Origin of the sequence: Ruminiclostridium papyrosolvens DSM 2782 (genome assembly GCF_029318685.1) — a bacterium.
Lineage (GTDB): Bacteria > Bacillota > Clostridia > Acetivibrionales > DSM-1351 > Ruminiclostridium > Ruminiclostridium papyrosolvens.
Genome location: NZ_CP119677.1, coordinates 4,781,553 through 4,806,126, shown reverse-complemented (window position 1 = coordinate 4,806,126; position 24,574 = coordinate 4,781,553). Strand labels below are relative to the sequence as shown.

21 protein-coding genes and 1 other RNA gene are annotated in these 24,574 nt (G+C 37.6%); 20 read left to right on the top strand and 2 right to left on the bottom strand.

What is annotated here, in order from left to right:
• The first annotated feature begins 26 nt into the window (after positions 1–26).
• The 12 genes from P0092_RS21060 to metA all read left to right on the top strand — a co-directional run bounded on the left by P0092_RS21060 (position 27) and on the right by metA (position 14,153).
• Positions 27–1,202, top strand: a complete 1,176-nt coding sequence (locus P0092_RS21060) for an iron-containing alcohol dehydrogenase (protein WP_004618341.1) — start codon at positions 27–29, stop codon at positions 1,200–1,202.
• A gap of 143 nt (positions 1,203–1,345) precedes the next feature.
• Positions 1,346–2,914 carry a spore germination protein gene (locus P0092_RS21055; RefSeq protein WP_004618343.1) on the top strand — a complete coding sequence of 523 codons (1,569 nt, stop codon included), beginning with the start codon at positions 1,346–1,348 and terminating at the stop codon, positions 2,912–2,914.
• On the top strand, positions 2,911–4,062 hold the full coding sequence (locus P0092_RS21050; RefSeq protein WP_004618345.1) for a Ger(x)C family spore germination protein: 1,152 nt from the start codon (positions 2,911–2,913) through the stop codon (positions 4,060–4,062). The genes P0092_RS21055 and P0092_RS21050 overlap by 4 nt, the downstream gene beginning before the upstream one ends.
• Positions 4,063–4,283: 221 nt before the next feature.
• Positions 4,284–5,378 carry a GerAB/ArcD/ProY family transporter gene (locus P0092_RS21040; protein ID WP_004618349.1) on the top strand — a complete coding sequence of 365 codons (1,095 nt, stop codon included), beginning with the start codon at positions 4,284–4,286 and terminating at the stop codon, positions 5,376–5,378.
• 73 nt (positions 5,379–5,451) lie between these two features.
• Positions 5,452–6,609: an MFS transporter gene (locus P0092_RS21035; RefSeq protein ID WP_004618352.1), complete on the top strand. Its 1,158-nt coding sequence runs from the start codon at positions 5,452–5,454 to the stop codon at positions 6,607–6,609.
• 12 nt (positions 6,610–6,621) lie between these two features.
• Positions 6,622–7,248: a GntR family transcriptional regulator gene (locus P0092_RS21030; RefSeq protein WP_004618354.1), complete on the top strand. Its 627-nt coding sequence runs from the start codon at positions 6,622–6,624 to the stop codon at positions 7,246–7,248.
• A 145-nt stretch (positions 7,249–7,393) separates the two neighbouring features.
• Positions 7,394–8,524 carry a betaine/proline/choline family ABC transporter ATP-binding protein gene (locus tag P0092_RS21025; RefSeq protein ID WP_004618356.1) on the top strand — a complete coding sequence of 377 codons (1,131 nt, stop codon included), beginning with the start codon at positions 7,394–7,396 and terminating at the stop codon, positions 8,522–8,524.
• A 24-nt stretch (positions 8,525–8,548) separates the two neighbouring features.
• On the top strand, positions 8,549–10,117 hold the full coding sequence (locus tag P0092_RS21020; RefSeq protein ID WP_004618358.1) for an ABC transporter permease/substrate-binding protein: 1,569 nt from the start codon (positions 8,549–8,551) through the stop codon (positions 10,115–10,117).
• A gap of 181 nt (positions 10,118–10,298) precedes the next feature.
• On the top strand, positions 10,299–10,481 hold the full coding sequence (locus P0092_RS21015) for a hypothetical protein (protein ID WP_004618360.1): 183 nt from the start codon (positions 10,299–10,301) through the stop codon (positions 10,479–10,481).
• Positions 10,482–10,531: 50 nt separating this feature from the next.
• Entirely contained in the window at positions 10,532–11,587 is a 1,056-nt protein-coding gene (locus tag P0092_RS21010) for a hypothetical protein (RefSeq protein WP_004618362.1), read from the top strand.
• 264 nt (positions 11,588–11,851) lie between these two features.
• Positions 11,852–13,132 carry an O-acetylhomoserine aminocarboxypropyltransferase/cysteine synthase family protein gene (locus P0092_RS21005; RefSeq protein WP_004618364.1) on the top strand — a complete coding sequence of 427 codons (1,281 nt, stop codon included), beginning with the start codon at positions 11,852–11,854 and terminating at the stop codon, positions 13,130–13,132.
• Between the two features lie 100 nt (positions 13,133–13,232).
• Positions 13,233–14,153 (top strand): homoserine O-acetyltransferase MetA, encoded by a 921-nt coding sequence (gene metA / locus P0092_RS21000; RefSeq protein ID WP_004618366.1) that lies wholly within the window; start codon positions 13,233–13,235, stop codon positions 14,151–14,153.
• Between the two features lie 192 nt (positions 14,154–14,345).
• On the opposite strand, the gene P0092_RS20995 is transcribed toward metA, so the two are convergent.
• Positions 14,346–15,125: a DUF6062 family protein gene (locus P0092_RS20995; protein ID WP_004618368.1), complete on the bottom strand. Its 780-nt coding sequence runs from the start codon at positions 15,123–15,125 to the stop codon at positions 14,346–14,348.
• 161 nt (positions 15,126–15,286) lie between these two features.
• Here P0092_RS20995 and P0092_RS20990 point away from each other — a divergent pair, with 161 nt between their 5' ends.
• The 3 genes from P0092_RS20990 (at position 15,287) to ssrS (ending at position 16,880) form a co-directional block, all read left to right on the top strand.
• Positions 15,287–16,174: a DNA-3-methyladenine glycosylase family protein gene (locus P0092_RS20990; protein WP_004618370.1), complete on the top strand. Its 888-nt coding sequence runs from the start codon at positions 15,287–15,289 to the stop codon at positions 16,172–16,174.
• A 94-nt stretch (positions 16,175–16,268) separates the two neighbouring features.
• The gene (locus P0092_RS20985; protein WP_004618371.1) at positions 16,269–16,526 is read left to right on the top strand and encodes a putative Se/S carrier protein; all 258 of its coding nucleotides are present in this window, start codon (positions 16,269–16,271) and stop codon (positions 16,524–16,526) included.
• Between the two features lie 141 nt (positions 16,527–16,667).
• Positions 16,668–16,880: non-coding RNA, 6S RNA (ssrS, locus tag P0092_RS20980), on the top strand.
• A 32-nt stretch (positions 16,881–16,912) separates the two neighbouring features.
• Here ssrS and P0092_RS20975 read toward each other — a convergent pair.
• Positions 16,913–18,349, bottom strand: coding sequence for an FHA domain-containing protein (locus P0092_RS20975; protein ID WP_004618373.1), 1,437 nt, complete (start codon positions 18,347–18,349; stop codon positions 16,913–16,915).
• A 140-nt stretch (positions 18,350–18,489) separates the two neighbouring features.
• On the opposite strand from P0092_RS20975, the gene P0092_RS20970 reads away from it, so the two are divergent.
• The 5 genes from P0092_RS20970 to P0092_RS20950 all read left to right on the top strand — a co-directional run bounded on the left by P0092_RS20970 (position 18,490) and on the right by P0092_RS20950 (position 24,543).
• The gene (locus P0092_RS20970; RefSeq protein ID WP_004618375.1) at positions 18,490–19,368 is read left to right on the top strand and encodes a hypothetical protein; all 879 of its coding nucleotides are present in this window, start codon (positions 18,490–18,492) and stop codon (positions 19,366–19,368) included.
• A 458-nt stretch (positions 19,369–19,826) separates the two neighbouring features.
• Positions 19,827–21,245: a group II intron reverse transcriptase/maturase gene (ltrA, locus tag P0092_RS20965; protein WP_004618377.1), complete on the top strand. Its 1,419-nt coding sequence runs from the start codon at positions 19,827–19,829 to the stop codon at positions 21,243–21,245.
• Between the two features lie 214 nt (positions 21,246–21,459).
• Positions 21,460–22,167: a serine O-acetyltransferase EpsC gene (gene epsC, locus P0092_RS20960; RefSeq protein WP_004618378.1), complete on the top strand. Its 708-nt coding sequence runs from the start codon at positions 21,460–21,462 to the stop codon at positions 22,165–22,167.
• A gap of 22 nt (positions 22,168–22,189) precedes the next feature.
• Positions 22,190–23,575, top strand: coding sequence for a cysteine--tRNA ligase (gene cysS, locus P0092_RS20955; RefSeq protein ID WP_004618380.1), 1,386 nt, complete (start codon positions 22,190–22,192; stop codon positions 23,573–23,575).
• A gap of 134 nt (positions 23,576–23,709) precedes the next feature.
• Positions 23,710–24,543: an NlpC/P60 family protein gene (locus tag P0092_RS20950; protein ID WP_276187017.1), complete on the top strand. Its 834-nt coding sequence runs from the start codon at positions 23,710–23,712 to the stop codon at positions 24,541–24,543.
• Positions 24,544–24,574: the final 31 nt, after the last annotated feature.

The following is a 24,574-nucleotide window of genomic DNA, read 5'->3' as shown; positions in this document are numbered from 1 at the left end:
ATCGTAAGAGAGAAAGGAAAATGACTATGCTAAACTTTGATATGCATCTACCCACACGTATTATATTTGGTAAGGATACTCAAAAGGAAATAGGAAGTTTGATTAAACCGTATACAAAAAAAGCACTTTTACACTATGGCGGAAATAGTATCAAGAAAAGCGGATTATACAATCAGGTGGTTTCTTCTCTGAAGGAAAATAACATAGAATTTGTTGAACTGGGGGGTGTAGTTCCCAATCCCCGTTTGTCTATGGCTGAGGAAGGAGCAGAACTTTGTAAAAAAGAAGGCGTAGACCTGATACTTGCAGTTGGAGGAGGAAGTGTAATTGACTCTGCTAAGGCAATAGCAATAGGTGCATGCAATGATGATATATGGAAGTTTTATGAAGAGGGCGGTGAAATAAAAGCTGCTCTGCCCGTTGCCACTATTCTGACAATACCGGCAGCAGGAAGTGAATCCAGCCCTCATACTGTAATTACTAACGAAGAAAAACAGATTAAAAAAGGATATGGCAGCAATTATCTTAAACCTGTTATTAGCATAGTAAATCCGGAATTGTTTTTTACACTTCCTAAAAATCAAATTGCTAATGGCGTTGCCGATATGATGAGCCATATTTTTGAGAGATATTTCACAAATACCACTGATACAGACCTTACAGACGGCTTATGTGAAACAACTCTTAAAACCATTATGAAAAATGCATTAATAGTTTCACAAAATCCTGAAAACTATGATGCATGGTGTCAGGTTGGTTTTGGAGGAACTATAGCACACAATGACATACTGGGTCTGGGAAGAGCACAGGATTGGGCTTGTCATGACATGGAGCATGAGCTTAGTGCCATATATGATATTGCACACGGTGCAGGTCTCGCAATTTTAACTCCTGCATGGATGCAATATGTTTATAAGACAAATATTAATATGTTTGTACAGTTTGCTGTTAACGTAATGGGCGTAGAAGGCAGCTATCGTGCCCCTGATGCCATTGTAACGGAAGGAATCTCAAGACTCCGTGAATTTTATAAAAAAATGGGTCTTCCGGCAACTCTCACAGAAATCGGTATAGAAGAAAGCAAGTTCGAGCTTATGGCTAAAAAAGCAACCGGTGAAGCCTATGGAAAAGAGCATTCAATTGGTGGACTCAAGAAACTTAACTGGCAGGATGTACAAGAAATATACAAGCTTGCAAAATAAAAGTTCATGATTAGGAAATAAACCTCAAAAGGCTTGATAATTTAGCCTTTTGGGGTTTTTGTTATAAAACTTGTTTATTTTATCACTAAATTGCAAATAACTAAAACTGATATTTTAGAAAATTTGAATACGGTGATGATGTTATGTATAAAAAAGGCTCCAAAAAGTACGGGTTGAACCAACCCCAAAATACTGCTGAGCAAGCCGGTACTCCTCTTCAATCAAAAAAATTAACCACATCTTTGGAGGAGAATATAGCACTGTTTAAAAGCATGTTTAAGGATGATCAGACTCTTATAACAAGAGAATTTCAGAATAAAACTGTCAAGGAAGCCAAGTGCTGTATTGTTTATATATCTGGAATGATTAATACAGAGGTGGTAAATGAAAACATCATTCAGCCAGTTTTATGTAATAATATGGAAGAGGATATTGATGTTAATAATCTGTTGGATGCCCTGATGAAAAAGGTCATTGTGTCAAACGAGGTTAAAAGCGAAACAGATATCAATAATATGGCCAGCTCTGTAATTTCAGGGGATACACTGCTTCTTTTAGAGGGATATGATAAAGGTTTAATCATTGGCTCCATGGGCTGGGAGAAAAGGTCAATTCATGAGCCTGAATCATCAAAGGTTGTGAGAGGCCCCAGAGAGGGTTTTACAGAATCGTTGATGGTAAACCTTTCATTAGTACGTAGAAAAATCAAAAATCCTGACTTGAAATTCAAGTTCAGAGAATTGGGAGAGAGAACACATACCTCAATCTGTATATGCTATGTGGAAGGTTTGGCAATTGAAGAAGTATTGTCCGAACTTGAACAGCGTTTAAATAAAATAAAAATAGACGGGATTTTGGATTCGGGTTATATCCAAGAGCTTATTAAGGATGCTCCCTATTCTCCCTTTGAGACTGTAGGTGCATTTGAGAGGCCCGATGTTGTAGCGTCCAAGCTTCTTGAGGGGAGAGTTGCAGTTTTTGTTGACGGAAGCCCTTTTGTATTAACGGTACCCTTTCTTGCAGTAGAGAATTTTCAAGCCAGTGAGGACTATTACAATAACTATATTTTCGCAAACATAAATCGTTTAATCAGAGGCTTTACAGCCGTAACTTCTACAACCATACCTGCAATATTTCTGGCTCTAGTGACATATCATCAGGAGATGATTCCGACTCCATTGCTTATAAGCTTTTCTTCCTCCAGACAGGGTGTTCCGTTTCCAACCTCTCTTTCACTGTTTATTATGCTGTTTATATTTGATATTTTAAGGGAAGTTGGTACAAGAATGCCCGGGCCTGTAGGACAGGCAGTCAACATTGTAGGTACTTTGGTTTTAGGGCAAGCTGCGGTTCAGGCAAAGCTGGTAAGCGCCCCGGTAATAATAATTACTGCACTAACGGGAATTACAACATTGATAAACATTAACATAATTGGGTCCACTATTGTATTCCGTACTTTTTATTTGCTGGGAGCTTCATTCCTTGGTATATACGGATTACTGATGTGCGTCATTGTCATGTACCTTCACATGATGAGTATTCGCTCTTTTGGGATTCCATACATGATGAACAGCACCCGGTTTAAAAACCATGACGGGCAGGATGCATGGATTCGTGTACCTTGGTGGGATATGACTCTAAGACCTAAAATCTTTACAAGGGATTTGACAAGACTGGTTTCAAATAAAAAAAGCGGAAATAAAAATAAATGAAAAAATCGAAGAGAGTTTTTATATCCATATTTGTTTTTATTTATTTACTATGTACTGCCGGGTGCTGGAATTACAGGGAATTAGATGACCTTGCCATTGTTGCGGGAGCAGCTATAGATAAAGGAGCTAATGGACAATACACCGTAACAACTGAAGTAGTTGATGTTGATGCTAATAATGATACAAAATCCGAATCAAAACTGGTCTCCATGCATGGAAAAACCATACTGGATGCTATAAGAAACGGAATATCAATTACGGGGAAAAAGCTTTATTGGAGCCATTGCAAAGTCGCGATTCTGAGTAAAGAGATTGCAGAAGAAGGAGTCACTAAGGTTCTTGATGTCTTTATACGGGATGCTGAAATAAGGAATGATGTAAATATAGTGTATTCAAGACAGGATACAGCCAGAGAAATACTTGAAGCACAGGAAACAACCGAAAGTATAAAAGCATTTGCAATTGATAAAGTATTAAAAAACCAGATTAAAATCAGCAAAGCACCAAAAACGGATTTGCTGGATTACAGCATTGAATTACAGACAAAAGGGATTTCAATGGTAATTCCTGCGGTACATCTGGAGGAGGTAAAAGGGAATATGATTCCTCGCGTAGCAGGTGCCGCTATTATAAAAGATGATAAACTGGTGGGTGAATTAGGTGAAGAAGATACTCAAGCCTTGCTTTTCGTAAGGAATGAAGTGAAGGGAGGAGTTCTGGTTGATGACAAGAATGTAGGTTTATCCGCCCCTATATCCATGGAAATATTCAGAAATGAAACAAAGGTGAAACCTGTTGTGGAAGACGGAAAACTTAAATTCAAAGTAAATATACGTGTAACTGTAGGAATAGATGAAATACAAGGAAAAGAAAACTTTGGGGATGAAAATGCAGTAAACAGGCTGGAAGCCAGTACTTCACAGGCAACACAAAAAAAAGTGACAGATTTTATTAAAAAAATTCAGTCAGAGTATGGTACAGATATATTTTTGTTTGGAGATAAGCTCAGGGAAAAGAACGTAAATAAATGGAAAAGCGTGTCGGGTAGGTGGGAAGAGGTTTTTAGAAATTTAGAAGTAGACGTTGATGCAAAAGTCCATATAAAAAACAGTGCTTTAATATACAAAACAATAAAAAGAGGAGATTAAGGATTGATTATTTATATAATTATAGGTTACACGTTTTTGGTTATTTTTACTTTTATACCTTTGTATAAAAAGAAATTATGGTCTGACTTCTGGGTAAACACCATTCTGGGAGTACTCTCATTGATTATGGCGGTCTTAATCTCCTTTAATGTCAATATCCCCAGTCCCGCCAAGCCTTTAGAGCATTTTATTACTTTAATACTGGGAAAGTAGGTTTTTGAATGGGTAAAGAGCAAATATCTGATAAGGAAGCAATGCTTTTAATATTGATGTTTATAATCGGTACAACTATGATTTTAGGCGCAGGGGTAAATGCTAAAAATGACGCATGGATTGCAGGGATTGTTGCCACGATTTCCTTTCTTCCGCTGCTCTTTATATATTCAAGGTTACTGTCGCTTTTTCCGGGAAAGGATATATTTGATATTTTTAGTATTCTATTTGGAAGAATAGCCGGTAAGATTTTATCTGCCATATACATATGGTATAGCTTTCATGTGGGAGGCCTTGTACTGAGGAATTTTGGAGAATTTGTAAATGTAATAGCTTTGCCGGAAACCCCTTTATTTATTTCCTTGCTATGCTTAGGATTGGTGTGTATTATTGCTGTCTACTTAGGAATTGAGGTAATAAGCAGAACTACGGCTATTTTTGTACCTTTAGTTATTTCTATTATATTTTTTGTTGTGATATTGGGAATTTCCCAGCTCCGGCTGAATTACCTCCAACCTGTACTTGGAAATGGGTTAACTCCGGTGCTGACCAGTGCCTTTTCAACGTTTTCCTTCCCTATGGCTGAGACTGTTATTTTCCTTTGTATTTTTACATCTCTTCAAACTAGAAAGTCGCCTAAAAGGGTATACCTTTGGGGAACTTTTATTGCAGCCGCTATTATTATCATAATCACAATAAGGAATATAACTGTACTGGGGAATCTGGTAGGCAGTTTTTATTTCCCGTCATATGTAGCTGTCAGCAGAATTAGAATAGGAAATTTTATACAGGGGGTAGAAGTAACAGTATCCTTTATATTTATATTCTCTGTTTTTGTAAAATGTACGGTATGCCTGCTGGCAGCTTGCAGAGGAATAGCCAAAGTGTTCAATTTAAAGGATTACAGGTCAATTGTAATTCAAGTAGGATTGCTTATGATTTACTTTTCATATACTATTTACCATACTATAATAGAAATGAGCTACTGGGCCTTTAAAATCTATCCCTACTATGCATTTCCAATGCAGGTGGTAATACCTGTTATTACTTGGACTACTGCTGAAATAAAAAAATCCAGAAACCTCTTAAATATAGGCAAATAATTAATGAAAAAATATTATTTTAAGATATAATATACTTTGAATTTAAATTAAATCAATTTTGAGAGGTGCACAAGTGAAAAAAATAACTATCCCTTTATTATGTGTTCAATTATGTCTGATTGCCATGATACTGTCCTCGTCAGGACTTGCCATGCCCAGGCTGGCTGAGGAACTGGGATTTACGTCAGTGCAGCAGGGGAGTATGGTAAGCATTCAGTTTTTGGGATTTACACTGGGAGTTTTAATTGGAGGAACTCTTGTGGACAGCTATGGAGGACTAAAGATATTAAGAGCTGCTTTTGCGGGAGTGGGGGCAGCAACCTTAATATTCGGCTTATCAAGGTATTATGCTATGACCATGGCAGGGATATTTTTTATAGGATTTTTCGGTAGTATATGTCAGAACGCAATTGTATCTCTCACAACATCATATGATACAAAGAAGGCAGACACTAACATAACATTTATAAATGTTTTCTTTACCTTAGGAGCTGTGATAACACCTCTTATGCTTCTGGTGTTCACGGTCTTTTTTGGAGTGTGGAGAATTACATACTACATTATCGGCATATTATTTTTAGGTATGGCATTGTATACCTTAAAATACAATGCTCAATCAGAAATAAAAACAGCTTCTCTGAAGAATACTTTAAAGCAGTACAAGGTTGCATTTACAAGACCGTTAAATTTGGTAGTACCTTTGACACTATTTTTATATGTTGCGGCAGAAACGGGACTTTGGGGGTTTGCACCAATGTTTTTTGAAAGCCGTGGCTACGGAAAGATTTCAGGAATTGCCGCAAGTATTTTCATATGGGCTGCTATGTTTGTGGGGAGAACTCTTTCGGTTAAGCTGATTAAAAGGTTTGATATGGTCAGGATATTACTGGTACAAGGATTAATGGCAATACTATCCTTGGTTATGGTTATCTTTTCAAATCAGGGTATGGCAATATTCTGGATAGCGCTTGCAGGATTTTCGTGCGCACCTTTTTATCCTTTGCTTATTATTTGGATTACGAGGCTTACAGGGGAAAAAAGCAGTACAATGCTGGCGTTTAATATGGGAGCCGGAGCATTGGGACCTGTGGTAATGGGTATCTTTACAGGAATGATAGTAAGCAGATACGGAAGCATTTATACTACTGCCGTACCGTCCTTTGCAATGCTGCTGGCTGTTATAATACTGTTTATGTTCAGAAATCGAAAATCAGAACATTATATTGATTAAGGAGAAATGTAGATGGAGAAGGGTGTTAGAATTACAAATCCAAGATATCAGCAGATTGCTGCCGATGTTGCTTCTAAAATTGCAAGCAAATCCTATTCGGTAGGAGAAAAAATATATGCGCGGTCTTCCATAGCAAGTCAATACGGAGTATCCGCTGAAACAGCAAGGCGTGCCATATGCGTTTTGACTGATTTGGGGATAGTAGAGACTGAAATTGGAAATGGCGTAATAATTAAGTCCTATGAAAAAGCTGTGGATTTTGTTAGGCATTACCATGAAATACAAACAGTAAATAATTTGAAAAAGGATATTCAGGACAGCATGGAACGGCAATCAAAAGAATTACAATTTTTTAATGATTGCCTGTCAAAGCTTATAGAGAAGACAGACCGTTTTCGCTCCATAAATCCTTTTACACCATTTGAAATAGAGATTACTCAGAATACTCCGTATTTAAACCGAACAGCATCTGAAACAAATTTCTGGCACAAGACAAATGCAACAATAGTTGCTATCAAAAGAGAAACTAAGCTATTGCTGTCCCCCGGACCGTATGCAATATTTTTATCAGGAGATATAGTATATTTTATAGGGGATGAAAATTGTTTTGAAAGAGTACAAAAATTCTTATATCCATAAAATTTCAATATAATAATGTTTCTGAATAAAACCTCCATTGTAAAAGTTAATACAATAGGAGGTTTTTTTGGGCAATTTGACAAAAGTGACAACTTAAATGTATAATAAAGTTGTCACTAGAATTTGATTGGGAAAGGAAGGCAAAATGATTCGATTTGAAAATATATCAAAAAAATATAAAGATAAAACTGTACTAAAAAACATTTCTCTGGAAATTGAAAAAGGCCAATTGGTTTCATTTATCGGAGAAAGTGGCTGTGGCAAGACAACTACTTTAAAAATGATTAACCGCCTAATCAAACCTTCATCAGGAAAGATATTTATAAATGGAGAGGATATAGAAAAAAAAGATATTATAAAGCTGAGAAGAAATATGGGATATGTAATTCAACAAACAGGCTTATTTCCTCATATGACAATAAAAGAGAATATTGAGCTGATTCCTAAGGTTCAGAAAAAAGATGCTACGGAAATAAAAAAACGCACTTACGAATTATTAGAAATGGTAGGCATGGAATCAGAAGATTTTCTTGACAGGTATCCATCAGAAATAAGCGGTGGCCAGCAGCAGAGGGTTGGAGTAGCAAGAGCATTTGCCACAGACCCGGAGATTATACTGATGGATGAGCCATTTTCGGCACTTGACCCAATGACTAGAGTCAGCCTGCAAGATGAGCTTATAAATATACAGTCATCCATAAAAAAGACAATAGTCTTTGTTACACATGATATGGACGAGGCAATCAAGATATCGGACAAGATATGTATTATGAAAGACGGAGAGATACTACAATATGATACACCTGAAAATATATTAAAAAATCCAAACAATGAATTTGTGTCAGAATTTGTAGGAAAAAACAGAATATGGGCTTCTCCTGAATTTATAAAGGCAAAAGATATTATGATTGATACTCCGATAACCTGTCATAGTAATATGACACTTCTCAGATGTATTGAGAGAATGCGTAAAGAAAAGGTGGACAGTCTGCTGGTAATTGAAGAGAAAACAAAAAGGCTGATAGGTATAGCAAGTGCAAGGAAGATACAAAGTCAGAGTGACCGTACAATAAATGTTGGAAATATTATGTCTACTAAATTTCCAAGTGTCCATGAAGATGACTCAATTATAGATATTTTAAAAATAGTTGACGAAAGGCATGCATCCGCAGTCCCGGTCCTCAGCGAAAGCGGAAAACTTATGGGATTGGTAACTAAGAGCAGCCTTGTTACTACTCTGAGTCAGCAGTACTTGGATATGGAAAATTTGGAGTAATTTATTTAGAAAAGGAGGTTTTATATGAATTTTATTGATTATTTAGTACTAAATAAAACCCAAATACTGAATCTTCTTGTTGAGCATGTTAAGCTTACAGTAATTGCTGTAGGATTTGCCATAATGTTGGGTGTACCACTTGGAATATTAATTAGTTATGTAAAAAAATTAAATAGACCGGTATTAGGTTTTGCTAACGTAATTCAGGCAATTCCAAGTATGGCTCTGCTTGGATTTTCCATTCCCTTTTTAGGGATAGGTACACTTCCTGCGGTAGTAATGGTAATACTGTATTCTCTTTTACCTATTATTAAAAATACGTTTACGGGAATACAGAATATTAATCCGCTGACACTGGAGGCTGCCCGTGGAATAGGTCTTACGAAATTTCAGATATTAACAAAAATACAAATTCCTCTGGCATTGCCTGTAATAATGGCAGGAGTCAGAATTTCAGCGGTAACGGCAGTTGGACTGATGACCATAGCTGCGTTTATTGGTGCCGGAGGACTGGGCTTTTTAGTTTTTTCGGGTATAAGAACAGTAAATAACAACCAGATTCTGGCAGGTGCTATTCCTGCATGTCTGCTTGCGCTTTTGGTGGATTATCTTGTAGGCTTGATTGAAAAAATGGTTACTCCAATCAGTCTGCAAAAAAATAAAAAATCCAAAGAAAAGCAAAGGAAGGAAAGAAGGTATAATAAAATAGTATTGTCACTGGCGGGACTTCTGACAGTTATTATTATATTTTCAACCATAATTTCCAGCTTAGGAAGTGACGGAAAAGTAATACGTATTGCGGGAAAAGATTTTACTGAGCAGCATATACTTGTAAATATGTTTGCTGACCTTATTGAAGAAAAAACTGATTTGAATGTAGAAAGGAAAGTAAATCTGGGAGGAACTCAGGTGTGTTTTTCAGCTCTCAAGTCAGGAGATATTGATTTATACTTTGACTATAGTGGTACGGCATATGGAGACACCTTGAAGTATCCGCCCATATCAGATATGAAAAAGGTATATAATACCGTCAAAAAGGATTTCAAAGAAAAGTTCAATATCAGTGTACTAAAGCAAATGGGCTTCAACAATACCTATGTTCTTGCAGTTACAAATGAAACATCTAAAAAATATAATTTAAAGTCAATTAGTGACATGGCAAGGGTAGCCCCAAATTTAACAGTAGGAACAACCTTGGAATTTCTTAATCGGGAAGACGGACTTTTAGGAATTACAAAAAAGTATAATTTTAAATTTAAGGATGCCAAAGGGTTAGACGGTTCTCCAAGGTATACAGCGTTAATAAATAAGGAAACTGATGTAGTGGACGCGTTCTCTACAGATGGATTACTTAAGAAATTTAATCTTGTATCATTAGAGGATGACAAGAATTTCTTTCCTCCATATTATGCAATTCCTTTGGTAAGAGAGGAAATAATCCAAAAGTATCCTGAAATAGAGCCTGTGATTGAAGAATTGGGAGACATTCTTACAAATGAAGTTATGATAGAGCTGAATTATAAAGTTGATGAGCTTCAAAAGGAACCGTCAGCAGTAGCAAAAGAATTTTTAATTGAAAAAGGATTAATATAATATTTATATAAATATTATAAAAGTAAAAGCCATTGCAAAACATATTAATGTATTGCGATGGCTTTTGTTGTGTATTAAGTACAAAATTCACTTATATGTATTAATATAATAAAACCTATAAACTTACTAACATATAAAGTGGGATACCATAACAAGGCTTACCGAGGAAAAAAGCAGTACCATGCTGGCTTTTAATATGGGAGCCGGAGCATTGGGGCCAGTGGTAATGGGTATTTTTACAGGAATGATAGTAAGCAGATACGGAAGCATTTATACTACTGCCGTACCGTCCTTTGCAATGCTGCTGGCAGTTATAATACTGTTTATATTCAGAAATCGAAAATCAGAACATTATATTGATTAATTTTTGGTACAATGATACTATTTAGGATATAAAAACCAAGGAGGTTGGACATGAAAAAGATATTAGCATTAGTATTGAGTGTGTGTCTCGTTTTATCTGTGCTGGCTGTTCCCGTAACGGCTGCATCAACAAAATTGACATCTTCGGAACTTAACATAATAAAGGCATATCAAAAGACCCTTGAAACAAAAAATCTACAGTATATGAACAGTTACAAGTATAGCGGTGTTAACTACAAGCTGCTGAGCATACCAAACGGCTCAACGGCAAAAATACTTACTCCACAGTATTCAAAGGGTTACGATTCAAAACAGAAGCTGAATACGGCTAACCTGCAAGGCTTGCTGGTAATCAGCAATAAGACTGCATTAAATGTTTCTAATATTAGCGCAGGTGTTTATCTTAAAACAAAAAACAAGAATACATACGCTTATAATGCAGTTGCTACAACCACAAAGGCTATTCAGGTAAAAAGTCTTAACGCCAGTCAGAAAACTGAGGTTAAGAAATATTTAACCTCCATGTACGGAGAAAAGACCGCAAACAACCTTATTAATCCTTCAACAGTTCTCGGAAGTATTAATAACCCGGTTCCATTGAATCAGAAATATACCTGGAGCGAAACAAAGGACTTTCTAAGTGACAAAATATCAGCAACCTTCTCAATGACGGTTAAAAGCTTTAAAAAGGTGACAGTGGCTGAACTTGGGCAAATGGGAATTAATACAAAGGACAGAGCTGACCATGAATATGCCGTATTAGACGTTCTGTGGGAAGTTCAAGATGCCAAGCTAACCAAGGTTAAGGGAGAAGGGTCGGCTTATCTTAGTGTGGGATGGGAACCGAACATATGGGGAGTAAAAACCTCTGACAAGGCATCAATAATAGGGTCTATGGATTATGGCTTTGATGGAAGTCTGGATAATGCTATTGATAAAGCTGTAGAGTTCAAAAAAGTAACTCCCGGTGTAACAGAAGCATTTACTGCTGAAGGTAAAGTCATTATAGACCTGTACAAGAATAAAACAAACTATTTCGTTATGCAGAATGAACAGATACGAGATAAAGATTATGATGCAAGTTTTATATATTTTAAATTGCAATAAATCAGTAATATAATCTAAGAGGAAAAGGAATACTTCACAAAGGAGGTATTCTTTTTTTATACTTAAAAGGTCTTGGTACAACATCAAATCACCAGAAAACAAAATTCTGGCATATAAAACATATAAAATATATAATTCGTATAAATTAAAATAAATTAATTTTTAATTTTATAAAAAAGGTATTGACTAAAATTAAATTTGGTTTTATTATATTAATATAACAAAACCTATAAACTTACTAGCATATAAAGGGGGATACCATATATGAGCAGAAAACTTAGTTTTGACACATTGCAGGTTCACGCAGGACAGGAAGTAGATCCGGTTACAAGGTCAAGAGCAGTACCTATCTACCAGACAACATCATATGTATTCAAAGACGCAGATAATGCAGCAGACTTGTTCGGTCTGAGGGACTCGGGAAATATTTATACAAGAATTATGAACCCTACAACAGACGTATTTGAAAAAAGAATTGCAGCACTCGAAGGCGGTACCGCAGCCCTTGCAGTTGCATCAGGTTCAGCTGCAATAACATATTCAGTATTGAATATTGCAGGAGTGGGAGACGAGATAGTAGCTGCCAACACCTTGTACGGAGGAACTTACAACCTTTTTGCGGCAACCTTGCCAAGATACGGAGTAAATACCACATTTGTAGATCCTGATAACATTCAGAATTTCGAAGACGCTATTACTGACAAAACAAAAGCACTGTACATTGAATCAATAGGTAACCCAAATGCAAATCTAATCGATATTCAAGCTGTAGCAGACATTGCACATAAGCATGGTATCCCTCTTATAGTTGATAACACCTTTGGCTCACCATATCTGGTAAGACCTATAGAATTCGGTGCAGACGTAGTAGTACATTCTGCAACAAAATTCATAGGCGGGCACGGAACTTCAATTGGCGGAGTAATCATAGACGGAGGAAAATTTGACTATTCTGCCGGCGATAAATTCCCAGGGTTTACTACACCTGATGAAAGCTACCACGGGGTTGTATACAGCCAGTTAGGAGAGGTGGCCTTTGTAACAAAAGCCAGAGTTCAGCTCCTTAGAGACACAGGCGCAGCTATCAGTCCTTTTAACTCATTCTTGTTTTTGCAGGGACTTGAGACATTATCACTAAGGCTGGAAAGACATGTAAACAATTCAAAAAAGATTGCACAATATCTAGAAAAGCATCCTTTGGTGGAAAAAGTAAACTATCCAAGTCTGGAAGGAAACAAATACTTTGAACTGGCACAAAAATATTTTCCAAAAGGCGCAGGCTCCATATTTACTTTTGAAATAAAAGGAGGCCTTGAAGCAGCAAAGAAATTTATAAACAGCTTGGAGATATTCTCATTGCTGGCAAACGTCGCAGATGCTAAATCTCTGGTAATACATCCTGCAAGCACTACTCATTCCCAGCTTTCAGAAGAGGAGCTTGTAAAGTCAGAAATAACACCCGGAACAATCAGACTTTCAGTAGGTATTGAAGATTCTGATGATTTGATATATGACATAGAACAGGCACTGGAGAAAATCAAGTAAGAAGCAATATTTGCTAGCAGTTGACTTTTCCTTATTGAATAATATAATTTATACTATGCACTTTTTTTACATTTTATTTATTTAATTGATGGAGGTCAATATGCCAATCAGAATCCCTGACAACCTACCTGCGGTGGAAACCCTGAATAGTGAGAACATATTTGTCATGTCTGAGGACAGGGCATACCATCAGGATATAAGACCGCTAAAAATTGCAATATTAAATATAATGCCGACTAAAATAACCACAGAGACGCAGCTGCTCAGACTTCTTGGAAACACACCTCTTCAGGTGGAAACTGCACTGCTGCGTCCTGCGTCCCATATGTCAAAGAATACTCCTGAGGAACACCTTGAAACTTTTTATAAAACCTTTGATGAGATACAAGGAGAGCATTTTGACGGACTGATTATCACAGGAGCACCTGTTGAACAAATGCCCTTCGAGGATGTAAATTATTGGGAAGAACTTGAACGTATAATGGATTGGAGTAAGAATAACGTATACTCTACACTGCACATATGCTGGGGGGCACAGGCGGGCCTGTATTATCACTACGGTGTACCAAAACGTGATTTGCCTAGCAAAATGTTTGGTGTATTTGAGCACACGAAAATAAAAGAGCATGTCAAACTTTTAAGAGGCTTTGACGATGTGTTTTTCGTACCACATTCCAGACATACGGAGATTACCCATGAAGATGTAGCAAGGATTGACAAACTGGAAATACTGGCTGAATCAAAAGAAGCAGGTGTATATCTGGTAGCATCAAAAGATGGACGGCATATTTTTGCTACAGGACATTCGGAGTATGATCCCTACACACTGAAACTTGAGTATGAGAGAGATGTAGAAAGGGGTATGGATATAGAGGTTCCCAAAAACTACTTCCCGGGAGATGATCCCACAAAGGAGCCTATTGTAAGATGGAGAGGCCATGGAAACCTTTTGTTTTTAAATTGGCTGAACTATTATGTATATCAGGAAACACCGTATGATTTTACTAACATAGGAAAGTAATAAAAATGAATTAAATGCCTTGAGCACCTGAAAGGGTGATAATCATAACCTTTTGACAGGCATAGCATGTTACGACTCGATAACTGTGCCAGGGGGAGGGCCGGTACAGGACTGGTGGTAGTCACTCGGTGCTCAAGGCTAAATAGACATTTGTCTATCTACTTTACATAATATTATATTTTGTATAAAATGTTACTGTTTTAAATTACTATTTCCTCTTATTTTTTGAATACTTCTTAAAACTGCATCCTTGGAGTTTCCCCAAGGTGCATCGTTATACCTGTAGTCAAATTTCTTTGTGAACCAATCAACTTCCTTTTCTACTCTGTTCAAATTGGTAATTTGCATTTCCATGAGCTTTTTAGTAAATATTGCTGTCTCACTTGTATTAAGATATTTTTTTGTGGACACAAGCAATTGTTTTAAATGTTTGAGGCAAAAACCCTTTTTAGAATCAAAAACCTCTCTGAAATCAGGTTCCCTGAAATACAAATAAAAAATAACATCAATATATCTGTCCATTGTATGCTCAAGCTTACTGCATATTGAACAGCTGTGCTCTATTTTATCAAGCTCACCAACCAGCTCCTGCACCAATTTATCCGTTTCAGTCTGCTTTGATGAAATTTTATTTGAAATATTCTTCATAAGCCCGGAATTAGCGTCCTTTTCCAGTGATGCGACACGTGCGTTAAATATGTTCTGAAACTTTTTGTTTTTTTCCTGCATAAAGGTATCAATCATGAGAGCAAGACCAAGACGGTTAGCCTGACTATTGAACATGGCCTCAAAATGGTCCTTGCAAAACCCTTTTTCATTTGTCTCCTGTCTCATATCGGGTTCCATCAGGGACGGGCCCAAAGCATATTCTATACATTCATTCTCCAGCTTCTTTTCCAGAACGCAAAGGGGACACTCGCAGTCCTCTGCAAAAGCATCCGACACAGGTATTGTATATATTTTTTCCTTCATAGTAACCTCCGATATAATATGAAAAGTGAAATACACGGTTTTTTCAAATTATATCATATTTATCCCACACATAACCATTGATATTCCCGCCTGTAATCAATATCCTTAATATATTGTTTTGTTGATTATATAGAGGGTACTATTGTAAGGGGGGAATGAAAATGGAATATAAAGGCTATACACTGGATGCTTCCAATGGAAATATTTATGTAAAAAATGTTAAGGACTTCAATTTAACACACATATTCGAATGCGGACAGTGTTTCAGATGGATAAGACAGGAGGACGGAAGCTATAAAGGAATAGCGGGAGGCCGTCTGGTAAATGTAAGCTATGATAACGAGATTCTATGTATAACTAACTCAGGAGAACAGGATTTTAAGAACATTTGGTATGAATATTTTGACCTTGGTACTGATTATTCAAAAATCAAGGCTAGCTTAGAGCAGGATGAAATAATGAAAGAGGCCATAAAAACCGGCTGGGGCATACGTCTTTTGAAACAGGATTTCTGGGAAATGCTAATCTCATTTATAATATCCGCCAATAACATGATACCAAGAATAATGAAAACAGTAGACACTCTTTCTGCTTTAAGAGGTAAATGTATTGATTCACAGCAGGAGGCATACAGTTTTCCTGATGTTGAAACACTTGCAAAAATGTCATTAGAAGAAATACAGCAGTGTAAGGCAGGCTTCAGATGCAAATATATTCACAAGACAGCTGCCTTAATGGCACAGGGTATTATAACAGAAGATAATTTAAGGGGCATGGATACAGCTTTGGCACGTAAGGAGCTGATGAAGCTTCCCGGTGTGGGGCCAAAGGTTGCAGACTGTATATTGCTTTTCAGCGGAATGAAATATGATGTTTTTCCAACTGATGTTTGGGTTAAACGTGTCATGGAGGAACTGTATCTCAAAAAGGAATCAGGTCTAAAAGAGATACAGCAATTTGCCTCAAAGCAGTTTGGAGACCTTACAGGGTATGCACAACAGTATTTATTTTATCATGCAAGGTTAAATAGAATAGGTATGTCGAAATAAAAACATTAGCGGAACTTTTTAAAAGCCACTTCAATATTATGTAATGTAAAGGAACTAGTGTAGGTATAGGATATTATGAATTGGAGTGGATTTTATGAAGTATATTGCAGTGTTAGAATCTGGAAATTACGTGTATAAGCTGAATTCAGAGCTTGAAAAAAAAGGATATGATTTTGAAGTTATGTCTACTCCGTGCAGTGTTGCCAAAGGTGGATGTGGGCTTTGCCTTAAATTTCCAGAAGAATTTCTGGAAGTAATAAAGGCTGAAGCCGCTCGTATCAACACTCCTGTAAAGGAAGTGTACAGAGTTGTTTCGGGGTTTTCGAAGAACAAGTATGAAAGAGTATATTAGACAAATTATAAGGGAGAAAACAGTCGCTATTAAAGGATATATTATTTAGATTCTATTTTACATGAATCGGAACCAATGTTATAATAAATCCATCGAAAGCAGTCCTGTATGGGACTGGTGAACTTTCAAAATTGTATAACAGTTATCCTGAAATGAGCGAGTAAAACCTTTATTTTGAACCTACATCTTTCATAAGGGAGTCTGCTGTCTGGTATACGATGTCAGGCCTTATGTAATTCCGACACACGGCGTGAACGTTGTGCAACGGCGGAGGAAGGCTGAATATACCACCGGGACACCCACCTAGCTTTGGGCTAGGTGTCAAAATACTGGGGACGCCATTTTGGGACTAACTCAAAGTGACGAGGGGCATTACGATGCCCCTTTTACTTACCCTTTTTTCTTTTTAATTTCCATATTCCTTTGAAATTTTTAAGCAAGTGCACCTTTTTTTTAGCCCTATCATCAAATAGACGTTTCATTTCTTCTCTGGATTTTGGGAGAGTGGTAAAGGATTGAGGATAGGGATTGGCAGAACGCTTTATATTGTGTTTTGGGGCTTCTGCGTAAGTATTTATGTTTTCCTGTAACGGTTCCACGTTCGGTTTACTCGGTTTTATGCCTATCATTATTTTAGATATTTCTTTCATAAGTGAATGTTCCATATTATGTTGACTTGACTCAAGGGCTTTAATATTATTAAAAATAATATTTTGGGCTTCTTTTAAATCTGCTACCTGTCTTTTCAGTATCTTAAGCTCCGTTGTTATAATACCTCTCATTTCATCTGTGCTAAGACCGCTTTCCAAATCTACGGAATCATGTGTAAACATTAGCTTAAAACCGTTTACAAATGTGGCCGGTATTTCGTTTGCCTGAACATGCTCATATGGGCTGTTTGACTTGTATCTGACACAAATATGCTGCCTTGACAAAGATGTGTTTTTGGAGGATCTTGTGAAACTGGCTCCGGAGTCGTTTGATATAAATGAATTCAGAGAATCATCCTTTATGTAATATATCACCAGGCTGCTCTTTACAGATAATATTGAAAAATTGGAAATAGGAGTACCCGAAGTTGCCAGAATACTTTCAGATGTCCACATATTTCTGTCCGGGATTTTTTGCTGATATACTAATTGAAACTGTTTATCTTGTTTTCTCACATAACAGATATGGAAGATACCATTTCTGTCAACTACTATTTTTGGATTCTGACTGTTTGAGGAAAACATGGTGATTTGTGAATACTCACTCCAGACCTTGTTAACGGTAGAGTACTTTTTGTAACCTATTTGGTTATTCTTTCCGTCTGATATATGGTAAAAGACATATATGTCATCATTTAAGTCATAAACAACCGTGTAGGGGTTTGGTAGTACGGTTATGTTATCAACTTTTTTTGGCGCAACGGGAACACCGTCGGTTATGGTCTGATAGGACAGCATATATATTCCGTTATGTTCAATTATAAAGAAAATATGCACCGAGCTATTTGCAACAATTAATGATAAATGTTTATTAAATACAGAGTGTGATTTACTGGTAAGGACGGGCATCGCCTTAACCGGTTCATTTTGCTGCATGAAACAGTAAATAATATTACCTTTCTTATCCTGATATATCATATGGAAGCAATCCTTTTCATCAATTTCCACGTAGAATTGCTCAAAGGCCTCCGGCTGAACTACTTTGGGCTCCGACCAGGCTGATCTTTTGGAAAATACGCTGTAACATATTCCCTGATTATTATCATAATAAAAATTCCAGAGCTTGCCCTCGGAATCTTTGAATACAAACTGCTTGTTGTTGGGATTGTACATATTTATCGGCCTCCAATCATTAATATATATGCTTAAAATTAGCCGTTTAGTAACAAAACAAAGTAATCACACATTTATTGAAATAACATAATATGTAATTAAGGGAAATCATCAATCAACTGCAATTAAGGGGGATTTTTATGGGTCAAGATAATGACAGAGTGGTTTCAGGGCTTATTTGTGAGAGAGATCTCAGCAAAATAAGAGAAGCCGTCGGTGTACATGTTGAAAAAATATACGATTCATGTAAGGATAGGGATTGTATAGAAAATGCAAGAGTATATTTTGATCGTCTTACGGAAGCTGAAGTTCGTGCTATCAATGATTCCTTCAACGTTAAAATTAGAACGGCAGAGGTAACTGATGTTATAACGGATATAGAAGCAGTTCCTTTTAAGAGGGGATTTTATGCTGTAGATGTCAAATTTATCATATCTGTAACACTTGATTTCTTTACCAGAATAACTGTGGGTGGCAGGGAAAGAATTCAAATTACTACAGTAGAAGGTGACATATCCTACGACAAGAAAATAATATTATTCGGCTCAGAAGGTGGAGTTAAGATATTTAAATCCCTTTATCAGCCAAGGGCACTGGACATCCAATCAAATTCCGAACTGCAGCAAAGCAACCTACCTTTCTGTAAGATAGAAGTTGCTGAGCCTATTCCGTTAGCTGCAAGAACGAAGAGCTGCTTAGACAAAATGGATGATGACAGAGATATGGATAGAGGGCCCGGTCCTATGCCTGGACCTGTACTTACAAAAAGAGTGTACGTAACAGTAGGATTATTCTCAATAGTTAGTCTTGCAAGAGTTGTACCACTCTTAATACCTGCTTTTGATTTTTCTTATCCGCATAAGCATTGTCCGGCAGGAACAGATGATAACGCATGTGAATTGTTTGATACATTCGATTTTCCATATGATGAGTTCTATCCACCTCAAAAATTTGATTTCCCCGGTGCGACAGAGCAAGAAAGGCTTTTGCTTCAAGATGCGAATGGATGTGAAGACTAGCATAGCAACTGTAAGGCGAAAGAGGAAGGATTTAGTTCCTTCCTTTTTTTATGTGCGCCCAGTATGGGCGCAATCTAACGGGTGAAAGTCCCGAGTGCGGGCTAGTAGTGCCAAGCACATAGCCAAGAGCAAGGGTGTCCTTGGTGACGAGGAATCTGAAGAAAGCTGGAGGCAAACTTCTGGTCTGACGAACAGAAATCACATCAGGCATATTTAGGTCGGGTAAGGCTGCATAACAAGCCGAAGCCCAATAACTACTCGGAGCCTATGGTGTATATGTGGCAGGTAGATGGAAGGAAAGATTGCGCTCTTACCTGGGGAGGTCTCACGGACATGCAGAAACATAAAGTATGAAGCATGATTGAAATAAGATTTATCGTGAGAAGTCAGCCGAGGTCGTAGTACCAGATGAAGTCGACGCCATTTGGGAAGGACTGAACTTTAGGAGGTGAAAGTAAATGAATGTTACCAGAAGTGAATATAAGGACAGACAACCACAAAATAAGGGCTATCTGCAAAAGGTATCTGCGGAACAGAAAGAGTATGCAGAAGCGTCCGCTCACAAGAGGATAACTGAAAACAACATCACCAATACATACCTGTCGACAGATGATTTATTGAAAAAGATATTGGGCAAAGACAATTTAAATGCGGCATTCAAGAAAGTAAAATCCAATAAAGGTGCTGGAGGAATTGATGAAATGGAGGTAGATGAACTTCTGCCGTATCTCAGAGAAAACCGAGAGCAGCTAATTCAAACAATCAGGGATGGCAAATACCATCCTAATCCGGTAAGAAGGGTAGAAATACCAAAAGAAGAGAAAGGAAAAGTGAGAAAGTTGGGTATACCCACTGTTGTTGACCGAGTAATCCAACAGGCAATTTCGCAAATACTTTCACCGATATTTGAAACACAGTTTTCAGAGTACAGCTATGGCTTTAGACCGAAAAGGAGTGCGCATGATGCAATAAACCAATGCCAGAGGAATGTGAACGAGGGGTACAAATATGTCGTAGATATGGACTTGGAGAAATTCTTTGACACAGTGAGCCAAAGCAAGCTGATAGAAGTACTATCAAGAACCATAAAAGATGGCAGAGTAATATCACTTATTCATAAATATCTGAGGGCAGGAGTTGTTGTAAGGCATAAATTTGAGGAAACAGAAGTCGGCGTACCTCAAGGAGGACCACTAAGTCCGCTGCTCAGTAACATAATGCTGAATGAACTGGATAAGGAACTGACCGCGAGAGGACATAAATTTGTCCGCTATGCAGATGATAGTATGATATTCTGCAAAAGCAGGAAAAGCGCAGAAAGAACCCTGAATAACATCATACCGTTTATCGAAGGAAAACTTTTTCTGAAAGTAAACAGAGATAAGACAACGGTTGCACGCTACAAAGAGGTGAAATTTTTAGGATTTGCTTTTTATTGGAGCAAAGGGGAATACAGAGTCAGAATACACCCAAAATCAATCAGCAAGATGAAGCACAAAATAAGAGGACTCACAAGTCGCTCAAACGGCTGGGGAAATGAACTCAGGGCGAATAAACTAAAACAGTATATTCAAGGCTGGATAAATTATTTCAGAAAAGCCGATATGAAAGGCTTGATGAATCAGACAGATGAGTGGATGAGAAGAAGGATAAGGATGGTATACTGGAAACAGTGGAAGAAAATCAAGACAAGAATTAAAATGCTCATGCACTTCGGAATTGAAAAGCAGAAAGCATATGAGTTTGCGAATACAAGAAAAGGCTACTGGAGGATTTCCTGTAGCCCTATACTTAGCCGAACTCTTAATAATGATACTCTAAAGAAATTAGGGTACATCTTCTTTTCGGATTACTATAAACAAGTACGTGTAAACTAGAGAACCGCCGTATACCGAACGGTACGTACGGTGGTGTGGAAGGTCGGTAGCTGAAATAATCAGCTACCTCCTATCCGATTACCCTTTATTCGTCAATGTATCCTTATTTACATAGAAAATTAAAACTGTTAAAATTACTATAGCTGTACAGGATTGTTTTTTTGAAATAGGAATATAATGATTTATAATTTAATTTATATATAAAGGATAAAGTATGAAAAAAGGTCTGATGTATGATGCTAAGTCAATAGCGAGCCGTGACCCTGCTGCAAAAAGTACACTTGAGGTAGTTTTGCTGTATCCGGGTTTTCATGCACTAGTATATCATAGGGTGGCTCATTGGTTTTATAAAAAGAAGAGGTTTTTTATAGCGAGGTTTATATCGCAGTTTGGCAGACATTTTACAGGTATAGAAATACACCCCGGTGCAAAAATAGGCAGTGGCTTGTTTATAGACCACGGAATGGGTGTTGTTATAGGAGAGTCAGCCGAAATAGGGGATAACTGTACAATATACCATGGAGTTACCCTTGGAGGAACTGGTAAGGACAAAGGTAGGAAACGTCACCCCACAGTTGGGAATAATGTACTTATCGGGGCGGGAGCAAAGGTGTTAGGGCCCTTCAATATTGGAGATAATTCAACAATAGGAGCAAATACTTTTGTATCCTTTGAGGTTGAGCCATACTCCACAGTGGTAGGGGTAAAAGGTAGAACCGTTAAAAAGGCAGGCATGAGAGTTGATTGTCCGTCCGAGTCGCTGGATCAGATACACATGCCGGACCCACTGTCACAGGAGATATGCAAACTGGCAAATCGTTTGCAGAATTTTGAAAATAAGATGTGCGACAGCGGAAGGGTGCCGGGTGAGAATTCTCAACCCTTGAATAAAAAGAATGATAATAATACAATTAATAAATAGATGTACATGAGAGGAGAAGAAAATGAAGGTCTACAATACACTTTCAAGGCAAAAAGAAGATTTCAAGCCTATTGATGATAAAGAGGTACGTATATATTCCTGCGGCCCTACAGTTTACAATTACGCACATATTGGAAATCTCCGCACATATGTATTTATGGATATACTCAGGAGGGTTCTGGAATATAACGGCTACAGCCTAAAACATGTTATGAATATTACAGATGTAGGTCATCTTGTTTCTGATGAGGACGAGGGCGAGGACAAAATGATAAAGGGTGCCCGGGAACAGAAAAAGACACCATTGGAAATCGCAGAATACTATACAAACATTTTTATGAAGGATATAAAGGCTCTTAATATACAGGTTCCTGAAATAGTACCAAAAGCAACTGAGCATATTCCGGAAATGTTGGAATTTGTCCATGGTCTTGTTGACAAGGGTTTTGGATACGAAACCAGCGACGGTATATATTTTGACATACAAAAATTTGAAGGATACGGAAAGCTTTCAAGAGCAAACCTTGAAGACCAGATTGCAGGAGCAAGAGTTGAGGTAAATGAAGAAAAGCATCATCCCGCTGACTTTGCTATCTGGAAGAAAGCACCAAAGGAACACATTATGCAGTGGCCAAGCGAATGGGGAATGGGATACCCCGGCTGGCATATTGAGTGTTCTGCAATGGGAAGAAAATATCTCGGAGATACCTTTGATATTCACACGGGTGGAGTTGACCATATACCTGTTCATCATGAAAATGAAATTGCCCAGTCAGAGGCACTTCTTGAAAAGTCGGCAGTAAATTACTGGATGCACGGTGAATTTATGATGGTTAACAACGGTAAAATGTCAAAAAGCCTTGGTAATACCTATACCATAGACAATTTAATGGAAAAGGGCTATGACCCTATGGCATTCAGATATATGTGTCTGAACGCCCACTACAGAAACAAGCTGAACTTTACATGGGAGGTTATGCAGTCGGCGCAGGTTTCCTATGACAGGTTTGTGGAAGGCGTACTTTCGCACAAGGATGGAAAAGAACAACTTGACAGTGCAGTTGTAAAAGAATTCCTCAGTGACTTTGAAGATGCCATAAATGATGACCTGAATATCCCAAAGGCACTGGGAGTGGCTTGGAATGCGATCAGATATGGTAAAAAGTCACAGGAGATATATGAGCTTCTTACTAAAATGAATAAGATATTCGGATTTAATCTTGATAAGAAGAAGGACAGTACAGGTGAGACAGAAATAAGTCCCGAGGTTCAGAAACTTCTGGAAGAAAGACAAGAAGCCAGAGCTCAAAAGAACTGGAAGCGTTCGGATGAAATAAGAGACGAATTAAAGGCGATGGGGTTTGCAGTAGAAGATACTGCAAATGGGCCTAAATTAAAGCTTTTGTAATTTGATAACAAGTAAAATTTATATATTTCTCAAATCCTTTCACACCTTGGGTAAAACCAAGGTGTGTTTTTTTGTCACTCCTTCATATTATGTTAATAGGACATTTTTTTAATCGTATAAAAAGGAGCGATTTAATGAACAGGTTGCAGGAATTTATGGGAATTGTCAGGTCAAAGCTTGGCAGCGGCTATGTTTTTGGAGGGCAGGATGATAAGCCCTTGACAAGGGAGGCCTTGGCACAATTAGTGAAACAGTTTGGGAAATCTCATTACTATTTTAGCAGCTTTTCCGCTGAAAGATGGCTGGGCAAAGAATATTACGACTGTTCCGGACTAATTGTTTATACACTGAGAAAAATGGGGCTTATTGCAAATACTGCAGATTATACAGCACAAGGAATTTATTCTCAGCTGTGCAAGCCCCTGGAAGCAAAGGATTTACAGGCAGGTGATTTGTGCTTTAATAAAACAGGTTCGGGAATAGTTCATGTTGGTGTATTTATGGGGAACGGCAGAATTGTTCATGCAAGAGGGACTTTCTACGGCGTAGTTGAAACACAGCTTTTCCCCACATTTAATACTTTTGGCAGACTCAACTTCTTTGCAGGCGAAAAGCCGGAAGCGGTAATTAAACCCGAGAACTCCATCAAAAAGGTTACAGCCAAAACTACTGTAAACCAACAGCCCTTTGACAATACAGCCGGTATTGGGAGCCTTAGTGCAGGGAGTCTGGTGCACGTTACCGGAAAAACAGACAATGGATGGTATCAGATTAATTTAAACGGGAAAATCGGTTTTGTAAAGGTTGCGGTACTTGATGATTATACTGAACTTGTGAAGGCTATTGCTTTTTTAAGCCAAAGTGCAGGTATTGACAATGTATACTGGTATAATCATGCCGGTGATATTAAATGGCTGGATGTTTGCTTTATTAAAATTGCAAAGGCCTTCGGGGCAAACCTAAACTAGAAGAATTTTTTTAACGTTTATGATATACTTG